A 25,320-nucleotide genomic window follows, 5' to 3' on the forward strand; every position below is an offset into this window, starting at 1 on the left:
CACATGAAAAATAAAGAATAATATGGAAAAGAACACTTCTTTTGGTTCTTTTGTCATGGTATACTCAATTGGTAATAGACAAAAATGGGGGTTTTTACTATGACAATGAAAAAAGGCCTAACGATCAGCCTGCTCATTTTTTCGCTGATTGTTTCATTGTTTGCGCCAGTTGGATCTGCGGATGCCAAACAAGTGAAAAAAGCAAAAGTAAGTACACACTATTATAAAAAGAAAAAAACGTTTAAATATGCACAGGTGAAAAACCTTAGTAAAGCGCATATGAAAACCATCAACCATGATTTAAAAGAAGATATCGCATTTTCCTACTCTACGTATTTGTTCTTAAAGGACGAAGCGAAAAAAGAAGGTATTGGGAAGATCACATACGAGAGATCGTTTAAAACGAAATTTAACAATGGGAAGAAACTAAGTATTCTAAACTATGATTACATGAATGACGGTAGTATGCACGGGGATACGATGGTTACGAGCATGAACTATGTGTTAACAAAGAAAAAAACAAAGCAACTGTACTTTACAGATGTGGTAAAAACAAAGAAAAAGCGTACAAAAGTAAGAGATTATATCTATAACTACACAAAGAAGCATAAAAGTAAATTCTATGCGAATCTGAAAAAAAGCGATATTCAAATCGGCTACGACACGCAGTACTACTTCACGAAAAAGGGAATCGCTGTTGTCTTCCAGCCATATGAAATTTCACCGTACTATGTAGGAATTCCTATGATTCAAGTACCTGCGAAGGTGTATAAATAAACAAGAGAAACGGCCATGAATTTGGTCGTTTTTTTATACATAAAAAGAGCCCCTGGTGATGAGGCTCTTCTTTTTACATTTATACTTGTTTGGGTGCATCGTTTAGTGGGTGACGGCGTTTGCCGTTGTAGTGGCGGCGCATACGAAAGATTTCAAACTCCGAAAGCTCTGCGCTTTTTCGTTTTTGGGTGCGGTTATCTTTTTTGAAAGAGAATAGTAAGTAGCAGCAAAGTGAAGCGATAATCAATAAAATCATCATATGACATTCCTCCAATTCATCCTATTCTTTAAGTGTAGACAGGGTGAGTGATGTTTATAACTGAAAATAGTTAGCAAATAGCGTTTAGTTCTAAAGGTTTATTCTGGCTGCTTTTTTAGGTCTAAAATACTGGTTGTTTTTAACTATTATATTTCCAGTTATTTCACTCGTCAAGAAGAATTTTTCTGGGGTTGTCTCTATTAGTACGATTAAGTGTCATAAAAGTTTCAGAAAATTGTAAACTTTTATTAAAAAACCGTTCCCGAACAGGAACGGTTGTAAACATGTTTATGCTTTTTCTTCAAATAAACGTGCAATTTCCACGATCACTTCTGACGCTTTCAGCATGTTCTCTACAGAGATGAATTCATATTTACCGTGGAAGTTTTCCCCGCCAGTAAAGATGTTTGGCGTTGGAAGTCCTTTATATGAAAGCTGTGAGCCATCTGTACCGCCGCGGATTGGTTCAATGACAGGTGTCACTGAGCGGTTTTCCATGGCTTCATGAGCGATGTCTACGATATGTTTGACTGGCTCAATTTTTTCTCTCATATTGTAATATTGATCCTGAATGCTAAGGGTGATGCTGTTTTCGCCGTAGATTGCTTTTAAGTCGTTTGCGATTTTTTCAAACAGTGCTTTGCGCTTGTTGAATTTCTCTTTATCAAAATCACGAATAATATATTGCAGCTCTGCTTCTTCTACTTCTCCTACAAACCTCGTGAGGTGGAAAAAGCCTTCGTATCCTTCTGTGTATTCTGGAGATTCATCTGAAGGAAGTTTGTTGTGAAAGAGCATGCCGATCTTTGCAGCACTGACCATTTTGTCTTTTGCTGTCCCTGGATGGACGTTGTTTCCTTTAATTGATACTTTTGCACCTGCGGCGTTGAAGCTTTCATATTGAAGCTCTCCTAGCGGGCCGCCGTCAATCGTATAAGCATAAGAAGCGCCAAAGGCATCAACATCGAATTTGTGAGGTCCTCTGCCGATCTCTTCATCTGGTGTGAAGGCGACACGAATTTTTCCATGCTTGATTTCTGGATGCTCAATCAGGTAATGCATGGCGGTCATAATTTCTGCGATACCAGCTTTGTTATCTGCACCAAGCAGGGTCGTGCCATCAGTCGTGATGAGCGTATGTCCTTGGTATTTTTGTAAATTTGGAAACTGTGCTGGAGATAATACGATATGTAGATCTTCGTTTAACGTGATGTCCCCGCCTTGATAGTTCTCATGAATCTGCGGTTTCACGTTCTTGCCAGTGAAGTCAGTGGCTGTGTCGATATGAGCTAGGAAGCCAATGGTTGGCACTTCTTTGTCTGTGTTAGATGGGATCGTGCCCATGACATAACCGTTTTCATCCATTGTCACTTCTTGAATGCCGATGGATTTCATCTCTTCAACAAGCTGCCTTGCTAGGTTCAGCTGTCCTTCAGTGGATGGGCAGCTCTCTATGTCTGCATCAGACTGTGTATCCACTTTTACATAACTTGTGAATCGCTGGATCATTTCCTCTTTCATCAATACGTCACTCCTTTTGTAGAATATGTTCATTTTATCATGTCTTGAATGCGCTTCATAACAAGAAAGGCTTTCTCTGACAATTAGAGAGGAAAAAGACCTACTTTTATTTTGCGATGTGCTGAATGGTTCTTTAGGGTGATTTTTTTGGGTGTCTTTTTATTTATAATGAGGACATATAAAATCATCCATTTGTACGTTAATTTGGGAGAAAGGGGTGCGAAAGTTGGATTCTAGTCAAACACTTGCACTCGCTCAAAAGTTCCAGGAAGCTGCTGATGGCATTCGGCAGTCGAAGCAGCTGCTTGAGAATCGGCTGAAGGCAGTTGGATCAGGCTGGCAAGGGGAAGCAAGAGATAAATTTGATCAAAGCTTTGAGGAAACAGTGGCACGCTATGATCAATTTGAAAAGGACTTGCTTGAAACAAGTCAGGAACTGCGGGATGCTGCTGTCAAAATCGAGGAACGTAAAGCTGAAATCGCCAGAATGGAAGAGCTTGAGCGAAAAAGGCGAGAAGAACGGAGAGAAAGAAACCGAGAAGGGAGATGATGTGATGGCGCGTGACATTGTAGTAGATCCAGATCAGCTGACAGGGCTGGCGAATGATTTTGTAGGAGAGCTTTCGGCCATTGAAACAAAGCACCACGATTTACATAGTGAACTGGATGGCCTCATCCTAGGCTGTGATCCCCGTTATCGAAGCTGTTTTTCTGGAGTAGGAGATGCATGGGGTTCTGGACAAGCCTTAATGAGCAAATTGAGCAGTGACGACATTGCCATTCGTCATGCAACGGATAAAATGGTCGAAGCTGATGATATTTTAAGGAAAATGTACAGTCTGTATGATCAATATGGTACACTCACGAGCCTAGCTGGTATTGTGATGATGCAGGCAAAATACTATGGACTTGGCATGACGACCTTTATTAAAGAAAATGGCCGCTATGCTGCGCAGCATTCAAAGCTCCTTCTTGATGTGACCGGACGGGTAGAAGGAACGAGATTTGACCGGTTGGCAAGGATTTGGCTGAGTAAAAAAGAATTATTAAAACGATCCAATTGGTCGATGGCTGACCTGGTCCATAAGAAATTTACGAAATTTTATCCTAGCGATACAGTTGCGTTCACGAACAGTGTACGTGATTTCACAAAAGGAAGTATTAATTGGAAGGACACAGCTGGCATCAAGTCTGTTCTGAAAAATGGTGCAAGGTTTGCGAAAGGAAATGCCATCATTGCAACGGTCGTCACGGGTGCAACAGAAACGGTTGGCTGCGGTCTGAAAATTGCGGAGAACTATGCGGAATTTGGGGATCAGCCAGAAGTTCTCAAGCGTGAAAATGCAAAGGCTGTTGGAAATGCAGTGAATAATACGGTCTTTATTGCAGGCGGATCTGTTGCAGGTGCCGTGGTGGGCGGCGCTCTTGGAAGCTTTGCAGGACCGATTGGAACAGTCGTTGGCGGTGCGATAGGATCAGCAGTAGGTGGCTTTATTGGTGAAAAAGTCGCCAAGCTTACTTCTGGTTTTGCAGAACAGGTCGCAGTGAAATTAAAAGACCCAATTCATGCGGTTGTCGATAAAGGAAAAAAAGCATTTGAACTGGCAGGTCAAGGTGTTAAAGCAGTCAATGACACCATTGATCAAGCAAATCAGGTGATACATAAAGGAATAGAAAAAACAAAAGAAACCGCAGATTCGCTGTTGAAAGGTGCAGGTGATTTCTTGAAGGGCGCATTTTCTTTTGGATAAGGAGAGATCAAGTTGGATCAGCTAAGTCTAAGTATCGAGGAACTCATCTTTAGTTTTTACAGTGAAGGCTATTTTGAGCAAGGGATGTCTTTAAAGGAAGCCTATTATCCAGATGTAGAGGATGAACGTCTTGGATTTTTATTTGAAATTGCATGTCGCTCTTTGCTGGCAAAAGACGTGCTGGAATTTCGAAATAGACAATACCGTTATAAAGAAAAATACCGGCATTTCATTCAAGCCATGAACGATGCATCACATACCGTGAAAGCTTCAAGGTTTGGAGCATTAGATGAAGAGGTCAGTACGTCCTTTCATACGACTCAGGCAGGTGTGTATGCGCATCATACGCTTTATGATCAACAAGTGCATCAGATTCACAAACTAAAAGACGATCAGCAGACTGTGGAGCAAGTGACAACCTTTTTGAACATACACATGAGTGAACACCTCACACCAGTCATCAATTTGCAGGCAGAAGAATTTGAACTGCTGTTAGAACAAGCCAGTCAAGGGAATGATGATTGGCCTTCTTTTCTAAATAAAGCAGAGAACCAAGAGCTTGTGAGGGCATTTGTTTCTGATGTAAGGGTCAGAAAAGGAAAAATGGATTCTTTGATGAAGGTCACTTATGATAAAAATAATACGCCGGATGTAGAGTCTATGATATTTGTTATTCCGGGGCAGAAGCATTCTTGGCTAGTGTCGGGCATGAAGGAAAATGAATTTCGGATAGAGACGGCTCATAGAGACGGATTACGTTCTATATTCTAATGGAGAAAAGGAGAATGACGCTTGAATCCAAGTGAAGTAATAGAAGTGAGGAGCAGACCCTTTCTAAGAGTATGGGCATTCTTAGCAACGGGCGGATTTGGCATCATCGGTATTTGGTTATTTTCGGAAGCTCTTACATTTGAATCGAATTATACGTTGTTTTTATTTTTAGGCGGATTATTAGGCATTGTCTATGGGTGGATCTCTTTTTTGATGATTCTTCCGGCTTTTACGAAGAGGGGAAATGTGATTTTTCGCATTCAGCGAGGAGAGAATGGCGCTGTTTTATATCGGCAACAAACAATCCCTTTTCAAGACATTCAATCTATTGATATGCGCAGGCATCGTTACAGTATCAGGGGATTTCTGTTCATGGATGTGCTTATTCGGAAATTTGATGGGAAATTGATCAAGATTCCGGCGTACAGTATTTTAGATGAAGAAGTATTTGAGCAAACGGTGAAACAAAACATTTATCCATATTTACATGAGACTGCCCAAGAGAATTGGAAACAGCAGCATGGTCATGGTGAAAAGCAGAATCAATAGATGTTTTCGCCATCATTCCATGATGTGAGACGCCACTTTTTTTAAGAAATCGTGTATGATGTCAGTAAAGACTGAACAATCAAGAGGTGATGAGAGATGGACAAAGAAATGGTAATTGACCTCGTCACAGAACAAATGGCACGAATTCGAAAAGAAAAAGACTATACACAGGACCGCATGGCTGAGGTGCTTGGGCTATCCAAACGGCATTTGCAGCAGGTAGAAAAGAATCGTCTTCGCCTCAACTGGACGCAATCTGCGGCCGTATGTGCATTATTCAGGGATAGTGACATTTTAAAAGGGACACTTGGGGATGATCCGCTTGAGATTTTGGAAGTCGTCGCCCACGATGAATTGCATTTATCTGTTGAACGTACGATTGGCGGAAAGGTTTGGTGGCGGACGTCTGTGAAAAAAGGTACGTTTCGTCTCCAGCAAAATGTACTAAGCCAGCATTACCGCATCTTAGATGATGAGAATTATCGCTATTATAGTTCCTTTAATAAAGAAGAAGCGAAGCGGCGGTTAGAGGAATTAAGTGAGCTGTCGTAAGCAGAAAAAGAGAGGTACCTCTATGACAGGGACCTCTCTTTTTTGTGTTGTTTATACTTTCAGAGTGTTTTTCGCCCGAATAAAGGCAACAAGCTGTTTGATTTCTTCATCTGTTAGTGGAACGCCGTCTACATGGATGGTTCCTTCTTTTGCTTCCGTCAGCTCAATTTTGATATCAGAGATTTTGCGTTGTATCTCTGGCTCGTCCGTTCTACCAAGTAAAAAATCAATGGACGTATCATACAAATCAGCCAGCAGTTTCACTGCTTCAAGCGAAGGTCGTCGGTACCCAGATTCGTAACCGGCATAGGTGCTTTTGGCGATACCTAGGCGATCTGCCGTATGCTGGAGAGACCATTTTTTCTTTTTTCTAAGGGTGGTTAAACGATCGAGTATCATACATGAACGCTCCTTTATATACAACAACAGTATATCATATTTTGACAAAGAGTGTACGCGTTATGCGTAATAATTTCTTGATTAATTCGCGTTATGTGACTATAATGGCAATGAAGGTACGCGTAAAGCGTATATTATAGAATAGCACAAGCTGGCTTATAATATGTGTGACAAACGAAGTAATTTTACTGAAAGAGGTGGACCTGTTGAAGAAATTATTGCTTTTAACCACTGGTGGGACGATTGCATCTGTAGAAAGTGAAAATGGTTTAGCTCCAGGTGTTAAAGCTGAGGACCTTTTAAGCTATTTAAACGAAATTAATGCAGACTACACAATGGACACAAAGTCCCTAATGAGTATAGATAGTACCAATATGCAGCCTGAATACTGGGTTGATATCGCAACAGCCATTTATGAAAATTATGATCAATATGACGGATTTGTCGTCACGCATGGTACGGACACAATGGCCTATACATCAGCAGCACTATCGTATATGCTGCAAAATCCTGATAAGCCAATTGTCATTACAGGGTCACAAATTCCAATTACGTTTAAGAAAACAGATGCGAAGAAAAACATTACAGATGCGATTCGTTTTGCATGTGACGGTGTTGGCGGCGTATACGTCGTGTTTGATGGCAGAGTCATTCAAGGAACTCGCGCAATCAAACTAAGAACGAAAAGCTACGATGCATTTGAAAGTATTAACTACCCATATATTGCATCGATTGAAAATCATCAAATTGAATACAATAGCAAAGTAAAAAGATCATCAATGAAACCGCTTAAATTAGATGCATCCTTGAACACAGACGTTTGTTTATTAAAACTGCATCCAGGACTGAAGCCTGAGTTTTTAGATTCAATCAAAGGTTTGTACAAAGGAGTCGTCATTGAAAGCTACGGCAGCGGCGGAATTCCTTTCGAAGGAAGAAATCTTTTAGAAAAAATCAACGAATTGCTGGAAGAAGGCATTTCTGTTGTGATCACCACTCAGTGTCTCGAAGAAGGAGAAGACATGAGTGTGTATGAAGTAGGACGTAAAATCAATCAAGAACTGGTTGCTCGTTCAAGAAACATGAACACAGAAGCCATCGTGCCAAAGCTCATGTGGGCATTAGGTAAAACAACAGATCCACGAGAAGTGAAAAAGATTATGGAAACGCCAATCGCAGAAGATTTAGTGATTTAACTATTCTATAGAAAGCAGGTCATACGAGATGGTTCAAGCAACTTATCGTTACGAGAAGGATTTTCTAGGTGAAAAAGAAATTCCCGCAGACGTGTATTATGGTGTTCAAACGCTTCGTGCAAAAGAGAATTTCCCGATTACAGGATATCGCATGCATGAAGAACTCATTCGAGCATTTGCCATTGTCAAAAAAGCAGCAGCTCAAGCCAATATGGAAGTCGGACGTTTATATGAAGGAATTGGAAATGCGATCGTTCAAGCTTCAGATGAAGTGATTGAAGGCAAATTCCATGAATATTTCATCGTAGACCCGATTCAAGGCGGCGCAGGAACGTCTATGAATATGAATGCCAATGAGGTCATTGGAAACAGAGCCCTCGAGATCATGGGACATCAAAAGGGCGAATACATTCATTTAAGTCCAAACACACATGTGAACATGTCACAATCGACAAATGATTCGTTCCCAACGGCGATCCATATTGCAGTGCTCAAGCAGTTAGACATTTTACTTGAGACGATGCAGGCCATGCATGACGTATTTCAAAAGAAAGCAAAAGAATTCGATCATGTCATCAAAATGGGGCGTACTCATTTACAAGACGCTGTTCCGATCCGTTTAGGACAAGAGTTTGAAGCATACAGCCGTGTGCTCAGCCGTGATATTAAACGAATCAACCAATCAAAACAGCATTTATATGAAGTGAATATGGGTGCGACAGCTGTTGGGACAGGCCTCAATGCAGATCCTCGCTACATCGAAATCGTAGTGAAGAAGCTTGCTGATATTTCTGGACTGCCATTAGTAGGCGCAGAGCACCTCGTAGATGCGACGCAAAATACAGATGCATACACAGAAGTATCTGCTGCCTTAAAAGTATGCATGATGAACATGTCTAAAATTGCGAATGACCTTCGCTTAATGGCATCTGGCCCACGTGCAGGTCTTGCTGAGATTGCATTGCCAGCCCGTCAGCCGGGATCATCCATTATGCCTGGGAAAGTCAATCCAGTCATGGCAGAGCTCATTAACCAAATCGCATTCCAGGTCATTGGGAACGACCACACCATCTGTCTTGCTTCTGAAGCAGGCCAGCTTGAGTTAAATGTGATGGAGCCTGTTCTGGTCTTTAACTTGCTTCAATCTATTAGTATAATGAATAACGGATTCCGCTCATTCACAGATCACTGTTTAGCGGACATCGAAGCAAATGAAAAACGTTTGAAAGAATATGTCGAAAAAAGTGCAGGTGTCATTACTGCGGTAAACCCTCACTTAGGCTATGAAGCCGCGGCTAGAATCGCAAGAGAAGCCATTTTAACAGGACAATCGATCAGAGATCTTTGCCTGCAAAATGATGTGTTAACAGAAGAAGAACTTGATATTATTTTGAATCCTTACGAGATGACAAAGCCTGGCATTGCGGGTGCAGAGCTCCTAGAGCGATGATAATATCAAAAATTTTATTTTATTAATATGTTGAATTGCCTGTGAAAAAGAGAAAAACAGGCAATTCACTTTCTTTCGAATTGACACACTTTTTTCACAATATTTTGAAAACGCTTAACGCACGCACAAAGGGAGGAAGCAAAATGAAAACACCACGTCTACCGTCTATTTTAGAAGTCGTGTCTGTACTTGGCTTATTTTTAGCAATTGTTTTATCATTCACTCTTTACTTCAAATTAGATATTCAGCTAGCATTGTTCATCTCATGGTTTATGGTTATTGCTTTAGGAATTCGTTTAGGGCATTCGTACAAAGACCTTCAAAATGCGATCACAAAAGGGATATCGAATGGATTAGAGGCTGTTTTAATCTTAATTGCAGTAGGTGCACTTGTTGGTACATGGATTGCTGGCGGTGTTGTACCCACGTTAATTTATTACGGACTGGAATTTATTCATCCTAATATCTTCTTATTAGCTACACTGATTATCTGTTCTATTATGTCTGTTGCTACTGGTACGTCTTGGGGTACAGTTGGAACGGCAGGTATTGCGATGATTGCGATTGGTGAAGGATTGGGTATCCCATTACCGATCGTAGCTGGGGCTGTTTTATCTGGCGCTTATTTTGGTGATAAATTATCTCCTCTATCTGATAGTACTGTGCTCGCTTCCTCTCTTTCAAAAGTGGACGTGCTGGCGCATGTAAGAGCCATGATGGTTTTATCCATACCGGCCTTTGTTATTACGGCTATTATGTTTACAATTACTGGATTTATGTATGGTGGAAGAAATATTGATCAAGATAAAGTAGAGTTTTTGAAACAAGCATTGCAGGATACATTCACGATTAATATTTGGATGATCATTCCGGCAGTCATTGTTGTCCTATTACTTGTATTGAAAAAACCGTCAATGCCTGTTATCGCAATTGGTGCACTGCTTGGGGCAGTCTGGGCGATGGCATTCCAAGGAATGAACCCAGCTGATGCGCTTGGTACAGCTTATAACGGCTTCTCTATTAATTCAGATGTAGATTTCTTAAATACACTGTTGAACCGTGGCGGTATTGTCAATATGTTAGGATCTCTAGTGGTCATTATTCTTGGACTTGGTTTTGGTGGAGTTCTTGAATACTTAGGCGTGTTAAAAGTGATCGTCGCAACATTCGAGAAAAAATTGCACAATGCAGGAAATGTGACACTGTCTACACTTGTAGTAGCATTCTTTGCGAATATCTTTGGTTGTGCAATGTATGTCTCATTAATTCTTACACCAAAAATCATGGAAAAAAGCTATGACAAATTAAAATTAGACAGACGTGTGTTATCTAGAAACTCTGAGGTTGGTGGAACACTTACGTCTGGTATGGTTCCATGGTCAGATAACGGAATTTACATGGCAGGGATTCTAGGCGTCTCGACATTCTCTTATTTACCATTTATGTGGCTGAGCTTTGTTGCCATTGGTCTTGCCATCATCTACGGATATACAGGGAAATTCATTTGGTACGTGAAAAATCAACAAGACTCAGAAGAATCGGCATCATAAGCCACTGCAAAAGCCGCCCCTCCCCCGGGCGGCTTTTGTTTGTCCTAGGACCGTAAGACTATGTGTGTTTCCAGAAGGGTGGTTGTGTATTTTGACCCCCTATAAAAGAGGGCTTAAGGTGTGGTGTGAAGCAGATTGAAAGCATATTTATACCATAAAAAGGGCACAAATCCCTATTCAAACATGAGTCTTTGAACCTTATAATAACAATATTGGAAAAAGTGCGATTCACCATTACGCTCGTTTAGAGGGACTCTAAGCAGCGTTTTTATTTTTGACAGGAGGAGGAACCCATATGAGCTTATCGGATATGCTGTCTGCCCTTAACGGTGGCATTTCAAATAAAAAGGCAGAGATCGAAGAGAAAATTGCTCGACTCAAAAAGGCAAAAAGTAAGATTGAACGTGAACAAGATGCCGCAGAAACAGACCTAAAACAAATCAAGCAGCCAAAGCTTGGGGCCTCTTGGAAAGGTGAGCGGAGCCAAGATTTCAAATCAGAACGAAATGAAGCGCATGATGCGTTGCAAACGATCGTAAGCGATAAATATCCACGCTACGTGAGCCGAATCGAATTCAAAATCAGTACACTAGAAGCAGAGCAGGCTGCCTTATCCTTTGCCAGCTCTTTAGCTGGAGATGCCGCACGTTTGGCTGAAAAAGGAGAAGACGCAAAACGCTTGATCTCAAAAGCATGGAGCAGCTTGTAAGCGAGCTTCATGCTGAACCAATCTGGAGGATATCATAATGGGACAAATTAAGTTAAACTACCAAACAGTGATGGATAAACTAGATGAAGTCTCCCAAGCAGTTGAAGCTTTAACAATGAAAAAAGCAGCAGATAAAGCTGGTGAAAACAGCCTTGAATTTGTAACCAAATGGACGGCACGTGAAGCAGAGGTGGGCGAAATGGTCTCAAGCTTTAAAGAAGCCTTAATCAAAAACGTTCAGGATACACGCTCAAATGTGAAGACGCTAAAAGAACAGGATGAAGCGATTGCGGCAAAATCATAAGCCCCAATCGTTTTATTGATAGCGTAGCTGAGTACGATGTAAAATATAGTCGTAAAGACTCATATATAATTCGGGATTTATGACCTTAGATTATTCCGTTTTTCTTCCAAACACCATGTTAAAAGGACACCTTTTCCCTATTTAAGCCTAAGGCTTTTCACCTTATACTATACTTAATGAAAGCGAACGATAGAAATGTCAGGACTGGAAAAAGCAGATGATCTGCCCGGTTTCAAAAACACTGACGCCGTGCTTTCTTATGAGGTCTAATAGAGGTGGATGACATGAGTTTATCCGAGATGCTGCACCATCTGCATATGGGAATTGAAAACAAACGTGCAGAATTTGACGAAATGATCTCTCGGTTAAAGACAGCCAAAAGTAATATTCGAACAGAACAAGATCTTGCGCAGTCTGACATAAAGGAAATCAAGAAGCCTGCTCTAGATTCGTCATGGAAAGGTGAGAGAGGAACGGACTTTCACCGTCATCGGAAAGAAGCCTATCACGTGCTGCACGACATTGTGAACAATGAGTATGAAACCTATATGACGGAGATAGACCAAAAAATTATGCACTTTGAGTTAAAAAAAATGGAACTCGCTGTCGCTAGTAATTTTGCAGGAAGAGCCCAAGATGTGATGGAAAAAGGCGAGGATTTTGCAAAGGATGTCAAACATTTAATTGAACGGGGCTGGAAAGCTCTTTAATAAAATAAACGAAACAGCCGGCTGAACAAGCGGCTGTTTTTTTGGGTTTAGTCACATCCGCCGCTACCACCTGAATCACCACCGCAGGAGGTATCAGAAGCGTGATGTGTATACGAATCAGTATAGTTACTGGTTGTTGAACTGTGATGTGCAGAATGCTTAGAAGATGAACGCTTATCTTTTGGTGTAAACATGTGGGCGGTAATGGCGCCTAAAGAAGCTAGTATGATGATGATAACAAACATGATGTATCCCTCCTCTTGTTTCATATTCATACGTTTGATCCATAACAAAGTTCCCGGTCGGAAAGAAAAACTGGGCAAAGAGTTCTATTTTCGTTTATGATGATAGGCAAAAGTAATTGACCAAGGGAGGGGAAGTCTATGTTATCTCTACGTCAGGAGGAGCTGTTGAGGCGGTTAATGCAGGCAGAGCAGGAGCTGACAGGTGAAGAAATTGCACGCCTGATAGGCGTCACATCACGAACAGTTCGAACAGATATGAAAGCGCTTAAATCAGTGTTAGAAGCACATGGGGCAACACTTCATATGAAACGTGGAGCAGGGTATACATTGACTGTCGAAGATTATGGAGCATTTCGTACTTTTTTGAAAAACTCAATGAGAGAAAGAAATGAAAAAAAGAATCAAGTCATTCCAAATCAGCCGGAGGATCGTATCTCTTATTTATTGAGAAGGCTTTTGTTGTCCGAAGACTATATGAAATTAGATGAATTGGCCGAGGAATTATTTGTGAGTGAATCTACTGTGAAAAATGACCTGAAAGCAGTCAAGCATCTATTTTCTTTACATGGACTTTCTGTTGCACACCGACCTAAATATGGACTGAGGCTGACTGGAGATGAAATGAAATTAAGGTATTGTCTAGCTGAGCATGTGTTTCAGCAAGAGCATCCGAACCCTGCCCTTTTACCTGAAGAAACGTATCAATTGATTCAAGATATGGTGCGTTCACGTACAAAGGCAAGCGGCCTTCATGTCTCAGAGATCGGTTTAAGCAACTTAGTGACACATATCGCCATTGCGTGCAAACGAATTGAAGAGAAAAAATTGGTGATGATGCCGGAAGGAGAACTCAAAGACATTCAAACACAGCCCGCTTTTCAAGTGGCGAGGCAAATGGCAGAAGATATGCGTCACGTACTCGGTATAGATTTTCCATTATCTGAAATGGCCTATATTGCGATTCATTTAATGGGGGCAAAAATGATGGCGTATGGAGAAACGGGCCACACGCTATTTCACATGCTAGATGAAGAGCATTTCCGTTTAACTCACCAATTACTTGGTTATGTCGAAGAGCACATGTCACTTGATATTCAGACAGACAAGGAATTGATTGTGGGACTAAGTCTTCACTTGAGATCAGCGATTCATCGGTTCCGATATGATATGAACATCCGTAACCCCTATTTATCAGACATAAAAAGGCATTATCCGATTGCTTTTGAAGCAGGTGTCTATATGGGAAGATGGCTGAAGGAAAAAGAGAATGTAGAGATTCATGAAGATGAAATCGGATATTTGGCGCTGCATATTGGTGCTGCCATAGAGCGGACAAAAACTCAGACTGTGAGAAAAAAATGCTTGATTGTGTGTGCAACGGGTGTCGCGAGCAGTCAGCTTCTTCTCCATAAGCTGAAGGCCGCCTTTAGCGAAAGGCTAGAGATTGCTGGAACTGCAAGTGTCAGTGACCTTTTGTCGTATGACTTGAGAAGTATCGATTTGATCATTAGTACCATCCCGCTTCAGAACACACTACCTGTGCCAGTGATTGATGTACATACGATCCTCAGTGAAGACGATATGTTGAGGCTGAAACGATTTGTGCAGGGGTCACAAGAAATGGGTGTCTTGCGATATATCAGTCCGAAGATGACTTTTTTTCAGCAAGATCTACAAACAAGGGAAGAGGTTCTTCAATTTTTCGTGAATGTATTGCAGGAACAAAACCGAATCCCGGATGATTTTGAACAGCTATTGCTGGAAAGAGAGGAAGTGTCACCTACGTCGTTCGGTCATTTGGTCGCGATCCCTCACCCAATCAAACCGGCAACAGATGATACGTTTTGTGCGATCTGTACGTTGAGAAAACCAGTGCTGTGGGGCGACGATCGGGTACAGGTCGTCTGTTTGTTAAGTATACAGAAGACGTATCAGAAAGAATTGCAGTCACTTTATCAATTTCTTGTGCGTTTGACAGAGCAGAAGGAAGTGGTGGAGCAAATCATCAAAGCTGCTTCATTTGAAGAACTGACGGCGGCGCTGCACGTGTTGGAACAGCCAGATGAAAAAAAAGGATACCCATTTCCGCATCTGTGAGGAAAAAGATTGGATGTTAATGAAAGCGCTTTTAAAATAACATCAAAAAGGAGGATGATCACGAGTTTTTGTAAAGGGGGAGACGGATCATGAGCTTTAAAGAGAGAGCGGCCGACGTCATGGGACATGTCGCTTATCGTATTACAAATCAGAAATATATTATGGCGATTAAGCAAGCATTTGTCACATTAATGCCAATTATCATTACGGGGGCATTTGCTGTACTGGTCGCAAATATGATCATGAGCCCGGAAACGGGGCTTGCCCATTTTGAGATATTCAGGTTTTTAGCAGAGCTTCAGCCAATTATGAAGGCAATCAATTATGCCACGCTGAACTTTTTAACGATCGGGGCTGTGTTCCTCATCGGGATTGAGCTTGGGAAAATCAATGGACATAAATCATTATTCCCAGGATTAATGGCATTGATTTCATTTATATCCGTTATTCCGACGACACTTCTTCTTGAAGTCGATGGATCGATGCGTGAGGTTGTCGATGTGCTGGCGAGGCAATTCTCCGATCCAAAAAGCTTATTTTTGGGTATGATCATTGCCATCGTCTCTGTAGAAATCTTTTGTAAGCTTACCGAGGTGAAGTGGCTGCAAATTAAGATGCCAGATTCTGTTCCATCAAATGTGGCGACATCTTTTTCTTCACTTTTCCCATCAATTATTACGATTACGATCATTAGTTCATTCGGATTTGCGTTTCACCGTGTGACAGGCATTTATTTGCATGAAGCGGTGTATAACGTCGTGCAGCGTCCACTTGAAAGTGTTGTGCAGGGACTGCCTGGTATTTTAACGTTAATGTTTGTGGCTCAATTTTTCTGGGTGATCGGTATTCATGGCAACCAAATGATTAAACCGATTCGCGAGCCGCTGTTATTAGGATCAATTGCAGTGAATATGACAGCATTTCAAGAGGGCAAAGAGATTCCAAATATTATCACGATGCCATTTTGGGATGTGTATATGAGCATTGGTGGTTCGGGTGTGACGATTGGTCTGTTGATCGCCATTTTTATAGCAGGAAGAAGGGAAGAGATGCGGAGCATTGCCAAGCTTTCATCAGGACCTGGACTGTTTAACATCAATGAACCAGTTATTTTCGGATTACCTGTCATGTTGAACCCTGTGATGGCAATTCCGTTTATCGTTACACCACTCGTGACAGGTACGATTGGTTATATCGCTACCGCTACAGGTTTTGCCGGGAAAGCGGTGGTGATGGTGCCGTGGACGACACCTCCGATTGTGAATGCTTGGCTGTCTACCGCTGGCAGTATGGGGGCCGTCATCACACAGCTTATCTGTATTGTTGTCGCTGTTTTCATCTATTTACCTTTTGTCCTCTTATCCAACCGGAAGCCAGAAGCAGCACCTGATTCAGAATAGAAGGAGGGCTCATGAATGAACATGCAATTTAGATGGTATGGCAAAGAAGATCCTGTCTCCCTTTCATATATTCGGCAAATTCCAGGCATGAAAGGGATTGTCAGTGCAGTCTATGATGTGCCGGCTGGTGATCTGTGGCCGGAGGAAAGTATTGCTCATTTAAAAGCGGAAATTGAACGTCACGATCTTGCTTTTGAAGTCGTAGAAAGTCTCCCGGTTCATGAAGATATTAAGCTGGGAAAGCCTAGCCGGGATGTTTATATCGAGCATTATCAAGAAAATATTCGGAGATTAGCAAGGCATGGTGTGAAGGTCATTTGTTATAACTTCATGCCAGTCCTTGATTGGACACGAACAGAGCTTGATTTCCCACTAGCCGATCAATCGACGACCCTTGTTTATTTTCAGCATCAGCTTGAACAGATGGATATAGAAAAAGATCGACTTTCCTTACCAGGGTGGGATACGTCTTATACGCAGGAAGAAATGAGAAAGTTGATGGCTGCATACAGGGCATTGGGGGAGGAAGGGTTGTTTGAGAACCTAGACTATTTCTTGGGAAATATCCTTCCAGTTGCAGCGGAAGAGAACATGAACATGGCACTGCATCCAGATGACCCTCCTTGGAACATATTTGGTCTGCCCCGCATTGTCAGCTGTGAAGAACAAATAGATCGTATCCTTCAGCTCGATGAACGCTCACAGCATGGACTGACCTTTTGTTCCGGTTCCCTAGGCTGTAATGCGAAAAATGATGTTCCTGCACTTGCGAGAAAGTATGCTAAAAAAGGGCGTATACACTTTGCTCATTTACGCAATGTCAATTTGTATGAAAACGGTGATTTTGAAGAGTCGGCACACCTGTCGTCAGCAGGTAGCCTCGATATGGGAGCGATTGTGAACGTATTGTTTAAGGAAGGATTTGCTGGCTATGTTCGGCCAGATCATGGACGAATGATCTTTGGTGAGACGGGCAGACCTGGCTATGGATTATACGACCGGGCACTTGGAGCTATGTATTTACAAGGGATGTGGGAAGGACTTCAAATTCACACGAAGAAAGGTCAGGTGGCAACATGAACAAAATCGACATACCCAATGACTTTATTCTAGGTGCTGCGGCTTCTGCTTGGCAGACGGAGGGTTGGAAAGGGAAGAAACCGCATCAGGATTCGTATATAGACCTTTGGTATAAGGAGGGGTATCACGTATGGCACGAAGGATACGGACCAGCAGGAGCAACGAATTTTTACGAGCGCTATCCTGAAGATGTCGCCCTTATGAAGGAAATTGGGTTATCTCATTACCGGACATCGATCAATTGGTCGAGGTTTCTCATCGATTACGAGAATGGAATTGTAGATGAGGCCTATGCTCGTTATATTGATGATTTCATCAATGAATTACTTGAAGCAGGTGTAGAGCCAATGTTTTGCTTAGAGCATTATGAGCTTCCTGCCGTTTTGCTTGAAAAGTACGGCGGCTGGTCATCTAAACATGTTGTCGAGCTGTTTGTTCTCTATGCAGAAAAGGTGTTTGAACGCTATGGAGACCGGGTCAAACATTGGTTTACCTTTAATGAACCGATTGTTGTTCAGACTCGTGTGTATCTAGATGCTATTCGTTATCCTTTCGAGCAAAATACGAAGAAATGGATGCAGTGGAACTATCATAAAGCCTTGGCGACATCAAAAGTGGTGAAGCTGTTTCAGGAAATGGGCTTGAAGGAATCAGCCGGTGCAAAAATCGGGGTCATTCTCAATCCAGAAGTGACGTATGCGAGATCGACTGCGTCGCATGATCAAGAAGCTGCCCGCATGTATGATTTGTTTTTTAATCGCGTGTTCTTAGATCCCTCCATTAAAGGCGTGTATCCAGAAGAACTGCTTGATGTATTGAAAAAGCATGACATTCTTTTCGATGCAACGGAAGAAGAGCTTCAGATCATTAAAGATCATACAGTCGATGTGGTCGGTCTTAATTTATACTATCCGCATCGCGTTAAGGCACCTAGCAAGGCTTGGAACGAAAATACACCGTTTCATCCATCTTATTATTACGATCTATTTGAGCTCCCAGGGAGAAAAATGAATCCATTCAGAGGCTGGGAAATCTATCCGAATATCGTCTATGATATGGGCATGAGAATAAAAGAAGAATACGGCAATATCGAGTGGTTTGTGGCTGAAAACGGTATGGGGGTCGAGCAGGAAGAGCGGTTTAAAAACGAAGACGGCATCATTGATGATCAGTACCGAATTTCATTTATCAGCCAGCATTTGAAAAAAGCCCTTCAAGCGAAAAAAGAAGGTTCAAACTGCAAGGGATATATGCTGTGGGCTTTTACGGATAATGTCTCACCGATGAATGCATTCAAGAATCGCTACGGATTAGTAGAGATCCAGCTGGAGAATGAACGGAATCGTCAGATGAAAGCGTCAGGGTACTGGTACAAGACATTAATCCAAACGAGGAAATTAAGGGATGAACCAGATGTCATTTATCAATAGGAGTGATGGGATATGAAGCGAATCATTCTCGCTTGTGCAGCAGGAATGTCGACGTCGATTGTGGTATCTAAAATGAAGGCAGCCGCAGAAGGAAAAGGGCTGGATTATGAAATTTATGCGATACCTGAAGGGGCCATTGCGGATGAATTAGAAGAGCATGGGGACGATGTAAAGGTCATTTTGCTAGGACCGCAAGTTAGCTTTATGAGAAAGGCAGCAGAAAAAACAGCGGCACCTTATCATATACCTGTCGATGTGATAAATGTAAGATTATATGGAACGGCGAATGGAGAAAAAATTCTAGAACATGCACTGAAACTAGCAAATGAATCTTGAGCATTCGGAGGAGAAGCAGATGACGGTATTAGAGGAAATGCAGGGAGCAGCCTTTCAAATCATTGCCCATGCAGGTGAGGCACGAAGCTATTATGTAGAAGCCATTCGTCTAGCAAGAGCGGATGACTTTGAAGCAGCGCAGCAGTTGATTGAAAAAGGGGAGGAAGCGTTTCGAAGCATCCATGACCTTCACTTGTCGCTGATACAAAAAGAGGCGGCGGGGGAACAGCTTCCCTTTTCTTTACTGCTCATACATGCAGAAGACCAAATGCTCACAACAGAGACCATCCATCTGCTTGCCATTGAAATGATCGAAATGTGTAAAAAAATGAATACCCTGTCAAAATAGATATCCGTTATTAACCAATTTCTGTTATAATCATTCGGTAGATAAAGAGAAAGCGGGATTGGTGAATGAAAAAAACATGTATGTGGCTTGCAGTTGGTCTAGTCATGCTGCTCATTTCGGGCTGTATGGGTACGAAACAGCAAACAGAAGGAAACCAGCAAGCCATCAAAGAGGTAAAGGGTCAAGTACAAACGAAAGAAACAACAGAAACGCAGCAAATTGAAGCAGCAGAGATAGACAAACAAAACTGGATTCAGCAAAAGGAACCCGTTGCGCTTCCAATCTTGATGTATCACAGTATCTCTAGCGGTAATTCGTTACGTGTGCCAAAAAGCGAATTTGCAGCTCATATGAAATGGCTGAAAGACAACGGCTATGTCACGCTGTCGCCGAAAGAGGCATATCAAGTTCTCGCGACCAATTCGACACCAAGTGAAAAGTATGTTCTTATCACATTTGACGATGGATATACGGATAACTACACAAAGGCATTTCCGATTTTAAAGGAATATGGAATGAAAGCCACGATTTTTATGATCGAGCAGTCCATCGGCCGCCCGCATCATTTAACCGATGCCCAAATGGATGATATGGTGGCGCATGGTATTTCAATAGAGAGTCACACCATTCATCATTTAGAGCTCAATCGTTTATCACAGAAGCAGCAGGAAGAAGAATTAAAAGGATCGAAGGTATTCTTTGACCAGCGGTTTTCCCAACAAACGGTCATGGTCAGCTATCCGGTCGGTCGCTATAACGAAGACACGCTGAAGCTGGCGAAGGAAGCAGGATATGAAATGGCTGTGACCACTGAACCAGGACATGCGAAAAAGGAACAAGGCATGATGTCCTTACACCGCCTGCGCATTTCACCGGGACTTTCACCCGAAAGCTTTGGCAGGCTGATAGAGGGAAATTGATCAATATTAGATCACAGATGTTTCACATGAAACATTTTACGACAAGTTTCGTGGATTAAATACGATTTGTTTGAGATAAATGTATGCAGAAAGAATCAGTTTTTTATATACTGATTCTTTTTTATTTAACTTAATAAGGTCTTACAATTGCCAATAGAAAGTAGGAGGGCTTAGAAGAAAAGTACAGGTTATTATACTTGAAAGTTATTTTGAGTGTTGTTCAGTATATTTGATTCATTGCATAACAAAAAGCTGTATAATTTATTTGAAATAATGAAAATTCTGCATTTGAAATGAATAAGTAAGATTAAAAAATAAGCTTAACTATGGTAACAAATTGTTACTTATGGTAACATATTGTTGCACAAGTTTTTTGTTCAACTCGGACTAAGTTGAACTAGTTTTCAAACTGAAGCACGAGAGCTTCAAGGTGAATTTCTTGAACGTTCACCATACAACTGAAAAGAAATTTAATTTGGGCACTCGGCTGACTACCGTGTGCTTTTTCTATGTATAAATTTAAAATGTGAGGAATAAACTGAAATAATATGAAAAAATAAAGCAGCCCTCCAAAAAACAGAAACGAGATAGAACCAGCATTACCTTGACTAGGGGTAATGAAGGTGCCGCTTTATTTTTCATTATCATCTTAAGGGTTCATTCAGAACGTTCTCTTATCTAAAATCCATATGATGAACTGGACTAGAGTTCGGATTGAATTTAAGATAAGGAACCAAAGCTTGTACTTACAGGTACAAGCTTTTTTCTTTTTGTTTTTGCGTCTCTCAACGCGTGAACGCACAAGTTTTGTTCTCAAACTGACCCCTCCTTTCTAGGCATAAAAACACCTTTAGTATGGAAGGGGGGAGGACTATCGTTTGCAACACGTTTCTATGTATATTTTACCATCTTTCCTATTTAATGACGAATAGCACCTTGTTGTTTCCTCTCTGTTTTTCTTTGCGTTTCATTCATAAAACTCCATATGTGTTTTCTCTAGTTTGTAATAATCCAATCGATCTTTCAAGGTTCCTGTATGAAATTCAAATTTATGTCCATCAGGGTCTGTGAAATAAATCGACTTCTGATCTCTTTCGTCTCTTGGCCGGCTTGGTAAGATGTTGACGTTCAAATCTTTTAGTTTGTTATACATTGGATCTACATCCTCCTCATCAATAGAAAAAGCGATGTGTGTGTAAGAGTGATGGATGTCTTGACGAGGAATGTCTTTTTCTACATTGAGGGCAAGCCACAGGCCGTTCAAATCAAAGTAAGCTGTCGTTCTGCCCTTTGTTAACAATTTGGCATTAAAGACCTTTGTGTAAAAATCAATAGATGTCTCTAAATCAGAAACAGAAAATAATAAATGGTTTATTCCTTTGATGTTCAATTTAATCACCTCAAATTCAATGATGAGAAAAAAGCTTGCAGACTCAATCTACAAGCTTTGTTGTTTATTGATAAACAGGATAACCCGTTATCTTTATATCTTTTCCGAGTGGTTCAAGAGAGAGTTGATCGAGTTCAATTGCATCACTCATGAGGCGTATGCCTTCGCCTCCGAAAAAAGAAGGAGAGAGTCGTCCGCCAATGAGCTTGGGCGCCATGTAGATGACGAGTTTATCGACCAGCTGCTGTTCTAAAAATGAGGCATTGATTTGTCCTCCGCCTTCAATCATCAGGGAGGAGATATTTCTTTCTCCGAGCACTTGAAGTACTTCTTGTAAGGGCACCCGGATATCGCTATCCGTCATGATGACGCTGACGCCAGCTGCTTCTAAAACAGCTCGTTTTTCTTCATCGGCTTGTTTTGTTGTAAAGATCCATGTTGGCGTCATTTGATCCGTGACCACCTTTGCCGTCAGCGGGATAGACAGCTTAGAGTCTAAGACAATTCGAATTGGATGATGACCGTTTGGAATCCGTGCTGTTAATGAAGGATCGTCGTGAATGACGGTTTGCGCACCGACCAAGATCGCATCGTTGATACTGCGAATGTGGTGCGCATCATAACGGGACGTTTCTGATGTAATCCACTTGCTGTCAGACGTAGCAGATGCAATTTTTCCGTCTAACGTAATGCCTGCTTTGAGTGTCACGAAAGGCGTTTTTTTCGTAATAAAGTGGTTGAACACTTCATTCATGAGAATGGATTCCTGCTCCATGACGCCTGTGATGACTTGAATACCTGCATCTTGTAAAATGGCAATCCCGCGCCCGGCAACAAGCGGGTTCGGATCCAGTGCAGCAACGACGACTTTTTCTACGCCAGCTTTCACAAGTGCTTCAGCGCATGGGCCTGTGCGGCCATGGTGGGAACAAGGCTCTAGTGTTACATAGATCGTGGCACCTTTTGCCTTGTCTCCAGCCATTTTAAGTGCATGAATTTCTGCATGTGGTTCGCCGGCCTTCATATGCGCCCCGACCCCAACAATTTCATTTTCTCGCACAATCACAGCCCCGACAAGCGGATTGGGAGATGTCTGACCTTTCATTGCTTCAGCATTTTCAAGGGCTAGTTTCATATATCGCTCATGATGTGGCAATCGTACGCACCTCTTGATCCGCCTTCATATGACCTGAGCGGTTAATTTTTGTCTGCAAGTATTTCTCATTGAACTCAGAGACATCACCCCAAAGTGGAATCCGTCCAGAAAGAGAAAGGCCTGCATGGCTGATGGCATCCGTCTTTTTCGGATTATTTGTGATAAGTCTGACTGGCTTTGTACGAAGTGTTTGAAGAACAGCAATCGCTTCTTCATATTGACGTGTATCATCTTCAAAGCCCAGTGCTTCGTTTGCTTCTACTGTATCGTAGCCGTTTTCTTGCAAGATGTAGGCCATGGCTTTACTGAAAAGACCGATCCCGCGTCCTTCATGGTTGGCTAAATAAAACAGTGCGCCTGCTCCATTGTCCTCAATCATTCGCATAGACTGTTTCAATTGGAACCCGCAATCGCAGCGTTTGCTTCCGAAAATATCGCCGGTGTGGCAGATGGAATGCATGCGGATCAGCGCTTCATCAGCATGTTCGAAATCTCCGTAAACAAGGACGCTTGATTGCTGGTGATCTGCAAGCTCACGGGAGGAAAGGCTTTCGATTAAAGCTTCATCTGATAATGGTTCTTTCCCGTCATCTTTTAACCATGAATACCAGTTAAACATGACCGTTCTACCGTCTAAATTCACTGGCAGTTTAATAGGTCCAGTGATATATATAAATCCGTCTTCTTGCTGTACTCGTTTGATTTTATCTTTTAAAATGGCTGTTTTAACCTCTGTGTGTTTGTCCATATTCTGCACCTTCTTTTTTGTCTGTTTCTTCAATCTGTAAACGAACGAGAACGCCAAATGGATCAATAAATTCGTTACTTTTTCCTGTCGTGTTCATGTGAACGCCTGCTTTTGTCAGACGTTCGACGACGGATGTTCTATCGCTTTCTTTTGGGAAAACCAGTGTATAGCTTCTAATTCCTGAAAAACGTGGATCAATGGCTCCTTTTCTCCCGCGTCCCCATGCATTAAAGGCAAGGTGGTGATGATAGACGCCACCAGCAACGAATAAGCTGGCTGGGGGAGCCATTCGGATATGGAAACCGAGCGTGTTCACATAAAAGGAATCGGCTTCTTCTGGGTTGAGATGGAAATGCAAGTGTCCCATGACTGTACCAGCCGGGAGTCCTTCCCAGGTGGAATCAGCGGCTTCTTGCAGGAGACCATCTCCATCAAGCGGAGCATTTCCGCCACCTTTCAGCTCTCCATGCTCACCTACCCATATGTCCTGAGGACGATCAGCATAAATCTCAACGCCGATGCCATCTGGATCACTTAAATAAATGGCTTCACTGAAAAAGTGATCGCTCGCTCCAATTAAAGGATAGCCTTTTTTGATCACATGCGCCAGCCATGTGCCCAGGTTTTTTCTGGTAGGTAATAAAACCGCAAAATGATAAAGTCCTGGCTCATGATCCGGCTTCTCTTTCAGCTGCACATCTTCTTTCAGCACAAGGATTGGTTCCTTTGCGTTGCTGCCAAGCGTGACAGTAGAATCCGTCTGTTCTAATAAAGTAAAACCTAAAATGTCTGTATAAAAAGGCAAAGAACGCTCAAAGCTGGACACATGTAATTCTGTTACACCTAATCTTACCTGCTCTATTGTATTCAAAGCTCGGTCATCTCCTTCATGTTATATGCATCTGCATGTTCAATGGTTTATTGAAAATTGATAAAAATGATTACCTTGTTACTTTTAGTAACTAAACTATATAATAGTTAGTAACTTATTTCAAGTAATTAATTATGTTATAATGAAAAAAAGTAGAGAAAAGCAGGAGGGAGTAAAGTATGGCTCAAGTAGATGGCTGCCCAATTACAGATGCCATGGAGATTTTAGGGAAGAAGTGGGTGATTCTCATCATCAATCAGCTTTTGACAGGGCCAAAACGTTTTTGTCAGCTTGAAAATGAAATGAACATCAGCGGACGGTTATTATCAGAAAGGCTGAAAGATCTAGAAGCTGAAGGCCTTGTTGAGAAAAAAGTATATCCCGACATTCCCGTGCGGATTGAATATGAACTAACAGAACAAGGAAAGAAAATTGAACCAGTCATACGGGAAATGTATGCTTGGTCTTTAGAGCGTAAAAATAGTGAAAAGGGTGAACATATCCCTTCTTAATCAATTTCGATCAGTGTCCCTGATCGATTTTTTTTGTGATTTTCCAGAAATCTAAGTCAATAGTATGAAAAATGATGTTGACAATAAATTCATTCATCATATAATATCAAGGAGAAGAGGGTTCTTTTCCCTGTAATGGAATGGGGAGGTTATGCCATGGTATCATGAATGGGACAGATTACCTAAACCGTGTATCACTACATCATGTAGCAGCAGACATCTTTGACTTGTCGAAAGCAAAGATTTATTTTTTAAACTCAATTGATAATGATTATCATAATCATTTAT

28 protein-coding genes are annotated in these 25,320 nt (G+C 41.6%); 20 read left to right on the forward strand and 8 right to left on the reverse strand.

Features of this window, described 5'->3' with window-relative positions; translation table 11 throughout:
• Window positions 1-99: 99 nt before the first annotated feature.
• Complete coding sequence (locus EBQ12_RS05435) at window positions 100-777, forward strand: DUF3298 and DUF4163 domain-containing protein (protein WP_017368341.1); 678 nt, start codon at window positions 100-102, stop codon at window positions 775-777.
• A gap of 79 nt (window positions 778-856) precedes the next feature.
• On the opposite strand, the gene EBQ12_RS05440 is transcribed toward EBQ12_RS05435, so the two are convergent.
• Both EBQ12_RS05440 and pepT read right to left on the reverse strand, forming a co-directional pair.
• Entirely contained in the window at window positions 857-1,036 is a 180-nt protein-coding gene (locus EBQ12_RS05440; RefSeq protein WP_008345664.1) for a hypothetical protein, read from the reverse strand.
• Between the two features lie 288 nt (window positions 1,037-1,324).
• Entirely contained in the window at window positions 1,325-2,557 is a 1,233-nt protein-coding gene (pepT, locus tag EBQ12_RS05445; RefSeq protein WP_017368340.1) for a peptidase T, read from the reverse strand.
• Between the two features lie 226 nt (window positions 2,558-2,783).
• Here pepT and EBQ12_RS05450 point away from each other — a divergent pair, with 226 nt between their 5' ends.
• The 5 genes from EBQ12_RS05450 to EBQ12_RS05470 all read left to right on the forward strand — a co-directional run bounded on the left by EBQ12_RS05450 (window position 2,784) and on the right by EBQ12_RS05470 (window position 6,180).
• On the forward strand, window positions 2,784-3,107 hold the full coding sequence (locus tag EBQ12_RS05450; protein ID WP_017358661.1) for a WXG100 family type VII secretion target: 324 nt from the start codon (window positions 2,784-2,786) through the stop codon (window positions 3,105-3,107).
• A gap of 4 nt (window positions 3,108-3,111) precedes the next feature.
• Entirely contained in the window at window positions 3,112-4,308 is a 1,197-nt protein-coding gene (locus EBQ12_RS05455; RefSeq protein ID WP_017358662.1) for a DUF6861 domain-containing protein, read from the forward strand.
• Between the two features lie 12 nt (window positions 4,309-4,320).
• Complete coding sequence (locus EBQ12_RS05460; protein ID WP_017368339.1) at window positions 4,321-5,079, forward strand: hypothetical protein; 759 nt, start codon at window positions 4,321-4,323, stop codon at window positions 5,077-5,079.
• 21 nt (window positions 5,080-5,100) lie between these two features.
• Window positions 5,101-5,628, forward strand: coding sequence for a YfjD family protein (locus tag EBQ12_RS05465; RefSeq protein ID WP_017368338.1), 528 nt, complete (start codon window positions 5,101-5,103; stop codon window positions 5,626-5,628).
• A 96-nt stretch (window positions 5,629-5,724) separates the two neighbouring features.
• Window positions 5,725-6,180 (forward strand): helix-turn-helix domain-containing protein, encoded by a 456-nt coding sequence (locus EBQ12_RS05470; RefSeq protein ID WP_017368337.1) that lies wholly within the window; start codon window positions 5,725-5,727, stop codon window positions 6,178-6,180.
• A 51-nt stretch (window positions 6,181-6,231) separates the two neighbouring features.
• Here EBQ12_RS05470 and EBQ12_RS05475 read toward each other — a convergent pair whose 3' ends face one another.
• The gene (locus EBQ12_RS05475; RefSeq protein WP_017368336.1) at window positions 6,232-6,579 is read right to left on the reverse strand and encodes a helix-turn-helix domain-containing protein; all 348 of its coding nucleotides are present in this window, start codon (window positions 6,577-6,579) and stop codon (window positions 6,232-6,234) included.
• A 206-nt stretch (window positions 6,580-6,785) separates the two neighbouring features.
• Between EBQ12_RS05475 and EBQ12_RS05480 the strand changes: the two genes are divergently transcribed.
• The 6 genes from EBQ12_RS05480 (at window position 6,786) to EBQ12_RS05505 (ending at window position 12,498) form a co-directional block, all read left to right on the forward strand.
• The gene (locus EBQ12_RS05480; protein ID WP_017358664.1) at window positions 6,786-7,775 is read left to right on the forward strand and encodes an asparaginase; all 990 of its coding nucleotides are present in this window, start codon (window positions 6,786-6,788) and stop codon (window positions 7,773-7,775) included.
• Window positions 7,776-7,803: 28 nt separating this feature from the next.
• Window positions 7,804-9,225: an aspartate ammonia-lyase gene (gene aspA, locus EBQ12_RS05485; protein WP_017368335.1), complete on the forward strand. Its 1,422-nt coding sequence runs from the start codon at window positions 7,804-7,806 to the stop codon at window positions 9,223-9,225.
• A 143-nt stretch (window positions 9,226-9,368) separates the two neighbouring features.
• On the forward strand, window positions 9,369-10,775 hold the full coding sequence (gene nhaC / locus EBQ12_RS05490) for a Na+/H+ antiporter NhaC (RefSeq protein WP_017358666.1): 1,407 nt from the start codon (window positions 9,369-9,371) through the stop codon (window positions 10,773-10,775).
• A 295-nt stretch (window positions 10,776-11,070) separates the two neighbouring features.
• Window positions 11,071-11,484: a YwqH-like family protein gene (locus EBQ12_RS05495; protein WP_125589301.1), complete on the forward strand. Its 414-nt coding sequence runs from the start codon at window positions 11,071-11,073 to the stop codon at window positions 11,482-11,484.
• Window positions 11,485-11,521: 37 nt separating this feature from the next.
• On the forward strand, window positions 11,522-11,788 hold the full coding sequence (locus EBQ12_RS05500; RefSeq protein ID WP_008345634.1) for a YwqI/YxiC family protein: 267 nt from the start codon (window positions 11,522-11,524) through the stop codon (window positions 11,786-11,788).
• A gap of 284 nt (window positions 11,789-12,072) precedes the next feature.
• Window positions 12,073-12,498: a YwqH-like family protein gene (locus EBQ12_RS05505; protein ID WP_024719536.1), complete on the forward strand. Its 426-nt coding sequence runs from the start codon at window positions 12,073-12,075 to the stop codon at window positions 12,496-12,498.
• Window positions 12,499-12,545: 47 nt separating this feature from the next.
• Here EBQ12_RS05505 and EBQ12_RS05510 read toward each other — a convergent pair whose 3' ends face one another.
• Window positions 12,546-12,743, reverse strand: coding sequence for a hypothetical protein (locus tag EBQ12_RS05510; RefSeq protein WP_125589303.1), 198 nt, complete (start codon window positions 12,741-12,743; stop codon window positions 12,546-12,548).
• A gap of 138 nt (window positions 12,744-12,881) precedes the next feature.
• Between EBQ12_RS05510 and EBQ12_RS05515 the strand changes: the two genes are divergently transcribed.
• The 7 genes from EBQ12_RS05515 to EBQ12_RS05545 all read left to right on the forward strand — a co-directional run bounded on the left by EBQ12_RS05515 (window position 12,882) and on the right by EBQ12_RS05545 (window position 20,355).
• Window positions 12,882-14,840, forward strand: a complete 1,959-nt coding sequence (locus tag EBQ12_RS05515) for a BglG family transcription antiterminator (RefSeq protein WP_125589305.1) — start codon at window positions 12,882-12,884, stop codon at window positions 14,838-14,840.
• Window positions 14,841-14,929: 89 nt separating this feature from the next.
• Window positions 14,930-16,240, forward strand: coding sequence for a PTS sugar transporter subunit IIC (locus EBQ12_RS05520; RefSeq protein WP_024719533.1), 1,311 nt, complete (start codon window positions 14,930-14,932; stop codon window positions 16,238-16,240).
• 15 nt (window positions 16,241-16,255) lie between these two features.
• A complete protein-coding gene (gene uxuA / locus EBQ12_RS05525; protein ID WP_125589307.1) occupies window positions 16,256-17,320 on the forward strand; it encodes a mannonate dehydratase in 1,065 nt (354 codons plus the stop codon).
• A complete protein-coding gene (locus EBQ12_RS05530; RefSeq protein WP_125589309.1) occupies window positions 17,317-18,750 on the forward strand; it encodes a glycoside hydrolase family 1 protein in 1,434 nt (477 codons plus the stop codon). Before uxuA ends, EBQ12_RS05530 begins: the two co-directional genes overlap by 4 nt.
• 12 nt (window positions 18,751-18,762) lie before the next feature.
• Window positions 18,763-19,086 carry a PTS sugar transporter subunit IIB gene (locus EBQ12_RS05535; RefSeq protein ID WP_007497939.1) on the forward strand — a complete coding sequence of 108 codons (324 nt, stop codon included), beginning with the start codon at window positions 18,763-18,765 and terminating at the stop codon, window positions 19,084-19,086.
• Window positions 19,087-19,105: 19 nt separating this feature from the next.
• Entirely contained in the window at window positions 19,106-19,435 is a 330-nt protein-coding gene (locus EBQ12_RS05540; RefSeq protein WP_039963057.1) for a PTS sugar transporter subunit IIA, read from the forward strand.
• Between the two features lie 65 nt (window positions 19,436-19,500).
• Window positions 19,501-20,355, forward strand: coding sequence for a polysaccharide deacetylase family protein (locus tag EBQ12_RS05545; protein WP_048002473.1), 855 nt, complete (start codon window positions 19,501-19,503; stop codon window positions 20,353-20,355).
• Between the two features lie 967 nt (window positions 20,356-21,322).
• Here EBQ12_RS05545 and fosM read toward each other — a convergent pair.
• From fosM to EBQ12_RS05565, 4 genes are all read right to left on the reverse strand, one after another.
• The gene (gene fosM / locus EBQ12_RS05550; RefSeq protein WP_041091552.1) at window positions 21,323-21,745 is read right to left on the reverse strand and encodes a FosM family fosfomycin resistance protein; all 423 of its coding nucleotides are present in this window, start codon (window positions 21,743-21,745) and stop codon (window positions 21,323-21,325) included.
• A 64-nt stretch (window positions 21,746-21,809) separates the two neighbouring features.
• A complete protein-coding gene (gene ribD / locus EBQ12_RS05555; RefSeq protein WP_125589311.1) occupies window positions 21,810-22,901 on the reverse strand; it encodes a bifunctional diaminohydroxyphosphoribosylaminopyrimidine deaminase/5-amino-6-(5-phosphoribosylamino)uracil reductase RibD in 1,092 nt (363 codons plus the stop codon).
• The gene (locus tag EBQ12_RS05560; RefSeq protein WP_008345606.1) at window positions 22,888-23,649 is read right to left on the reverse strand and encodes a GTP cyclohydrolase II; all 762 of its coding nucleotides are present in this window, start codon (window positions 23,647-23,649) and stop codon (window positions 22,888-22,890) included. Before EBQ12_RS05560 ends, ribD begins: the two co-directional genes overlap by 14 nt.
• Window positions 23,627-24,520 carry a VOC family protein gene (locus tag EBQ12_RS05565; RefSeq protein WP_125589313.1) on the reverse strand — a complete coding sequence of 298 codons (894 nt, stop codon included), beginning with the start codon at window positions 24,518-24,520 and terminating at the stop codon, window positions 23,627-23,629. The genes EBQ12_RS05560 and EBQ12_RS05565 overlap by 23 nt, the downstream gene beginning before the upstream one ends.
• A gap of 179 nt (window positions 24,521-24,699) precedes the next feature.
• Between EBQ12_RS05565 and EBQ12_RS05570 the strand changes: the two genes are divergently transcribed.
• Window positions 24,700-25,032 carry a winged helix-turn-helix transcriptional regulator gene (locus EBQ12_RS05570; RefSeq protein WP_125589315.1) on the forward strand — a complete coding sequence of 111 codons (333 nt, stop codon included), beginning with the start codon at window positions 24,700-24,702 and terminating at the stop codon, window positions 25,030-25,032.
• Window positions 25,033-25,320: the final 288 nt, after the last annotated feature.

The organism is Bacillus sp. 2B09, from assembly GCF_003946835.1.
GTDB classification, from domain to species: Bacteria; Bacillota; Bacilli; order Bacillales; family Bacillaceae; genus Bacillus; species Bacillus altitudinis.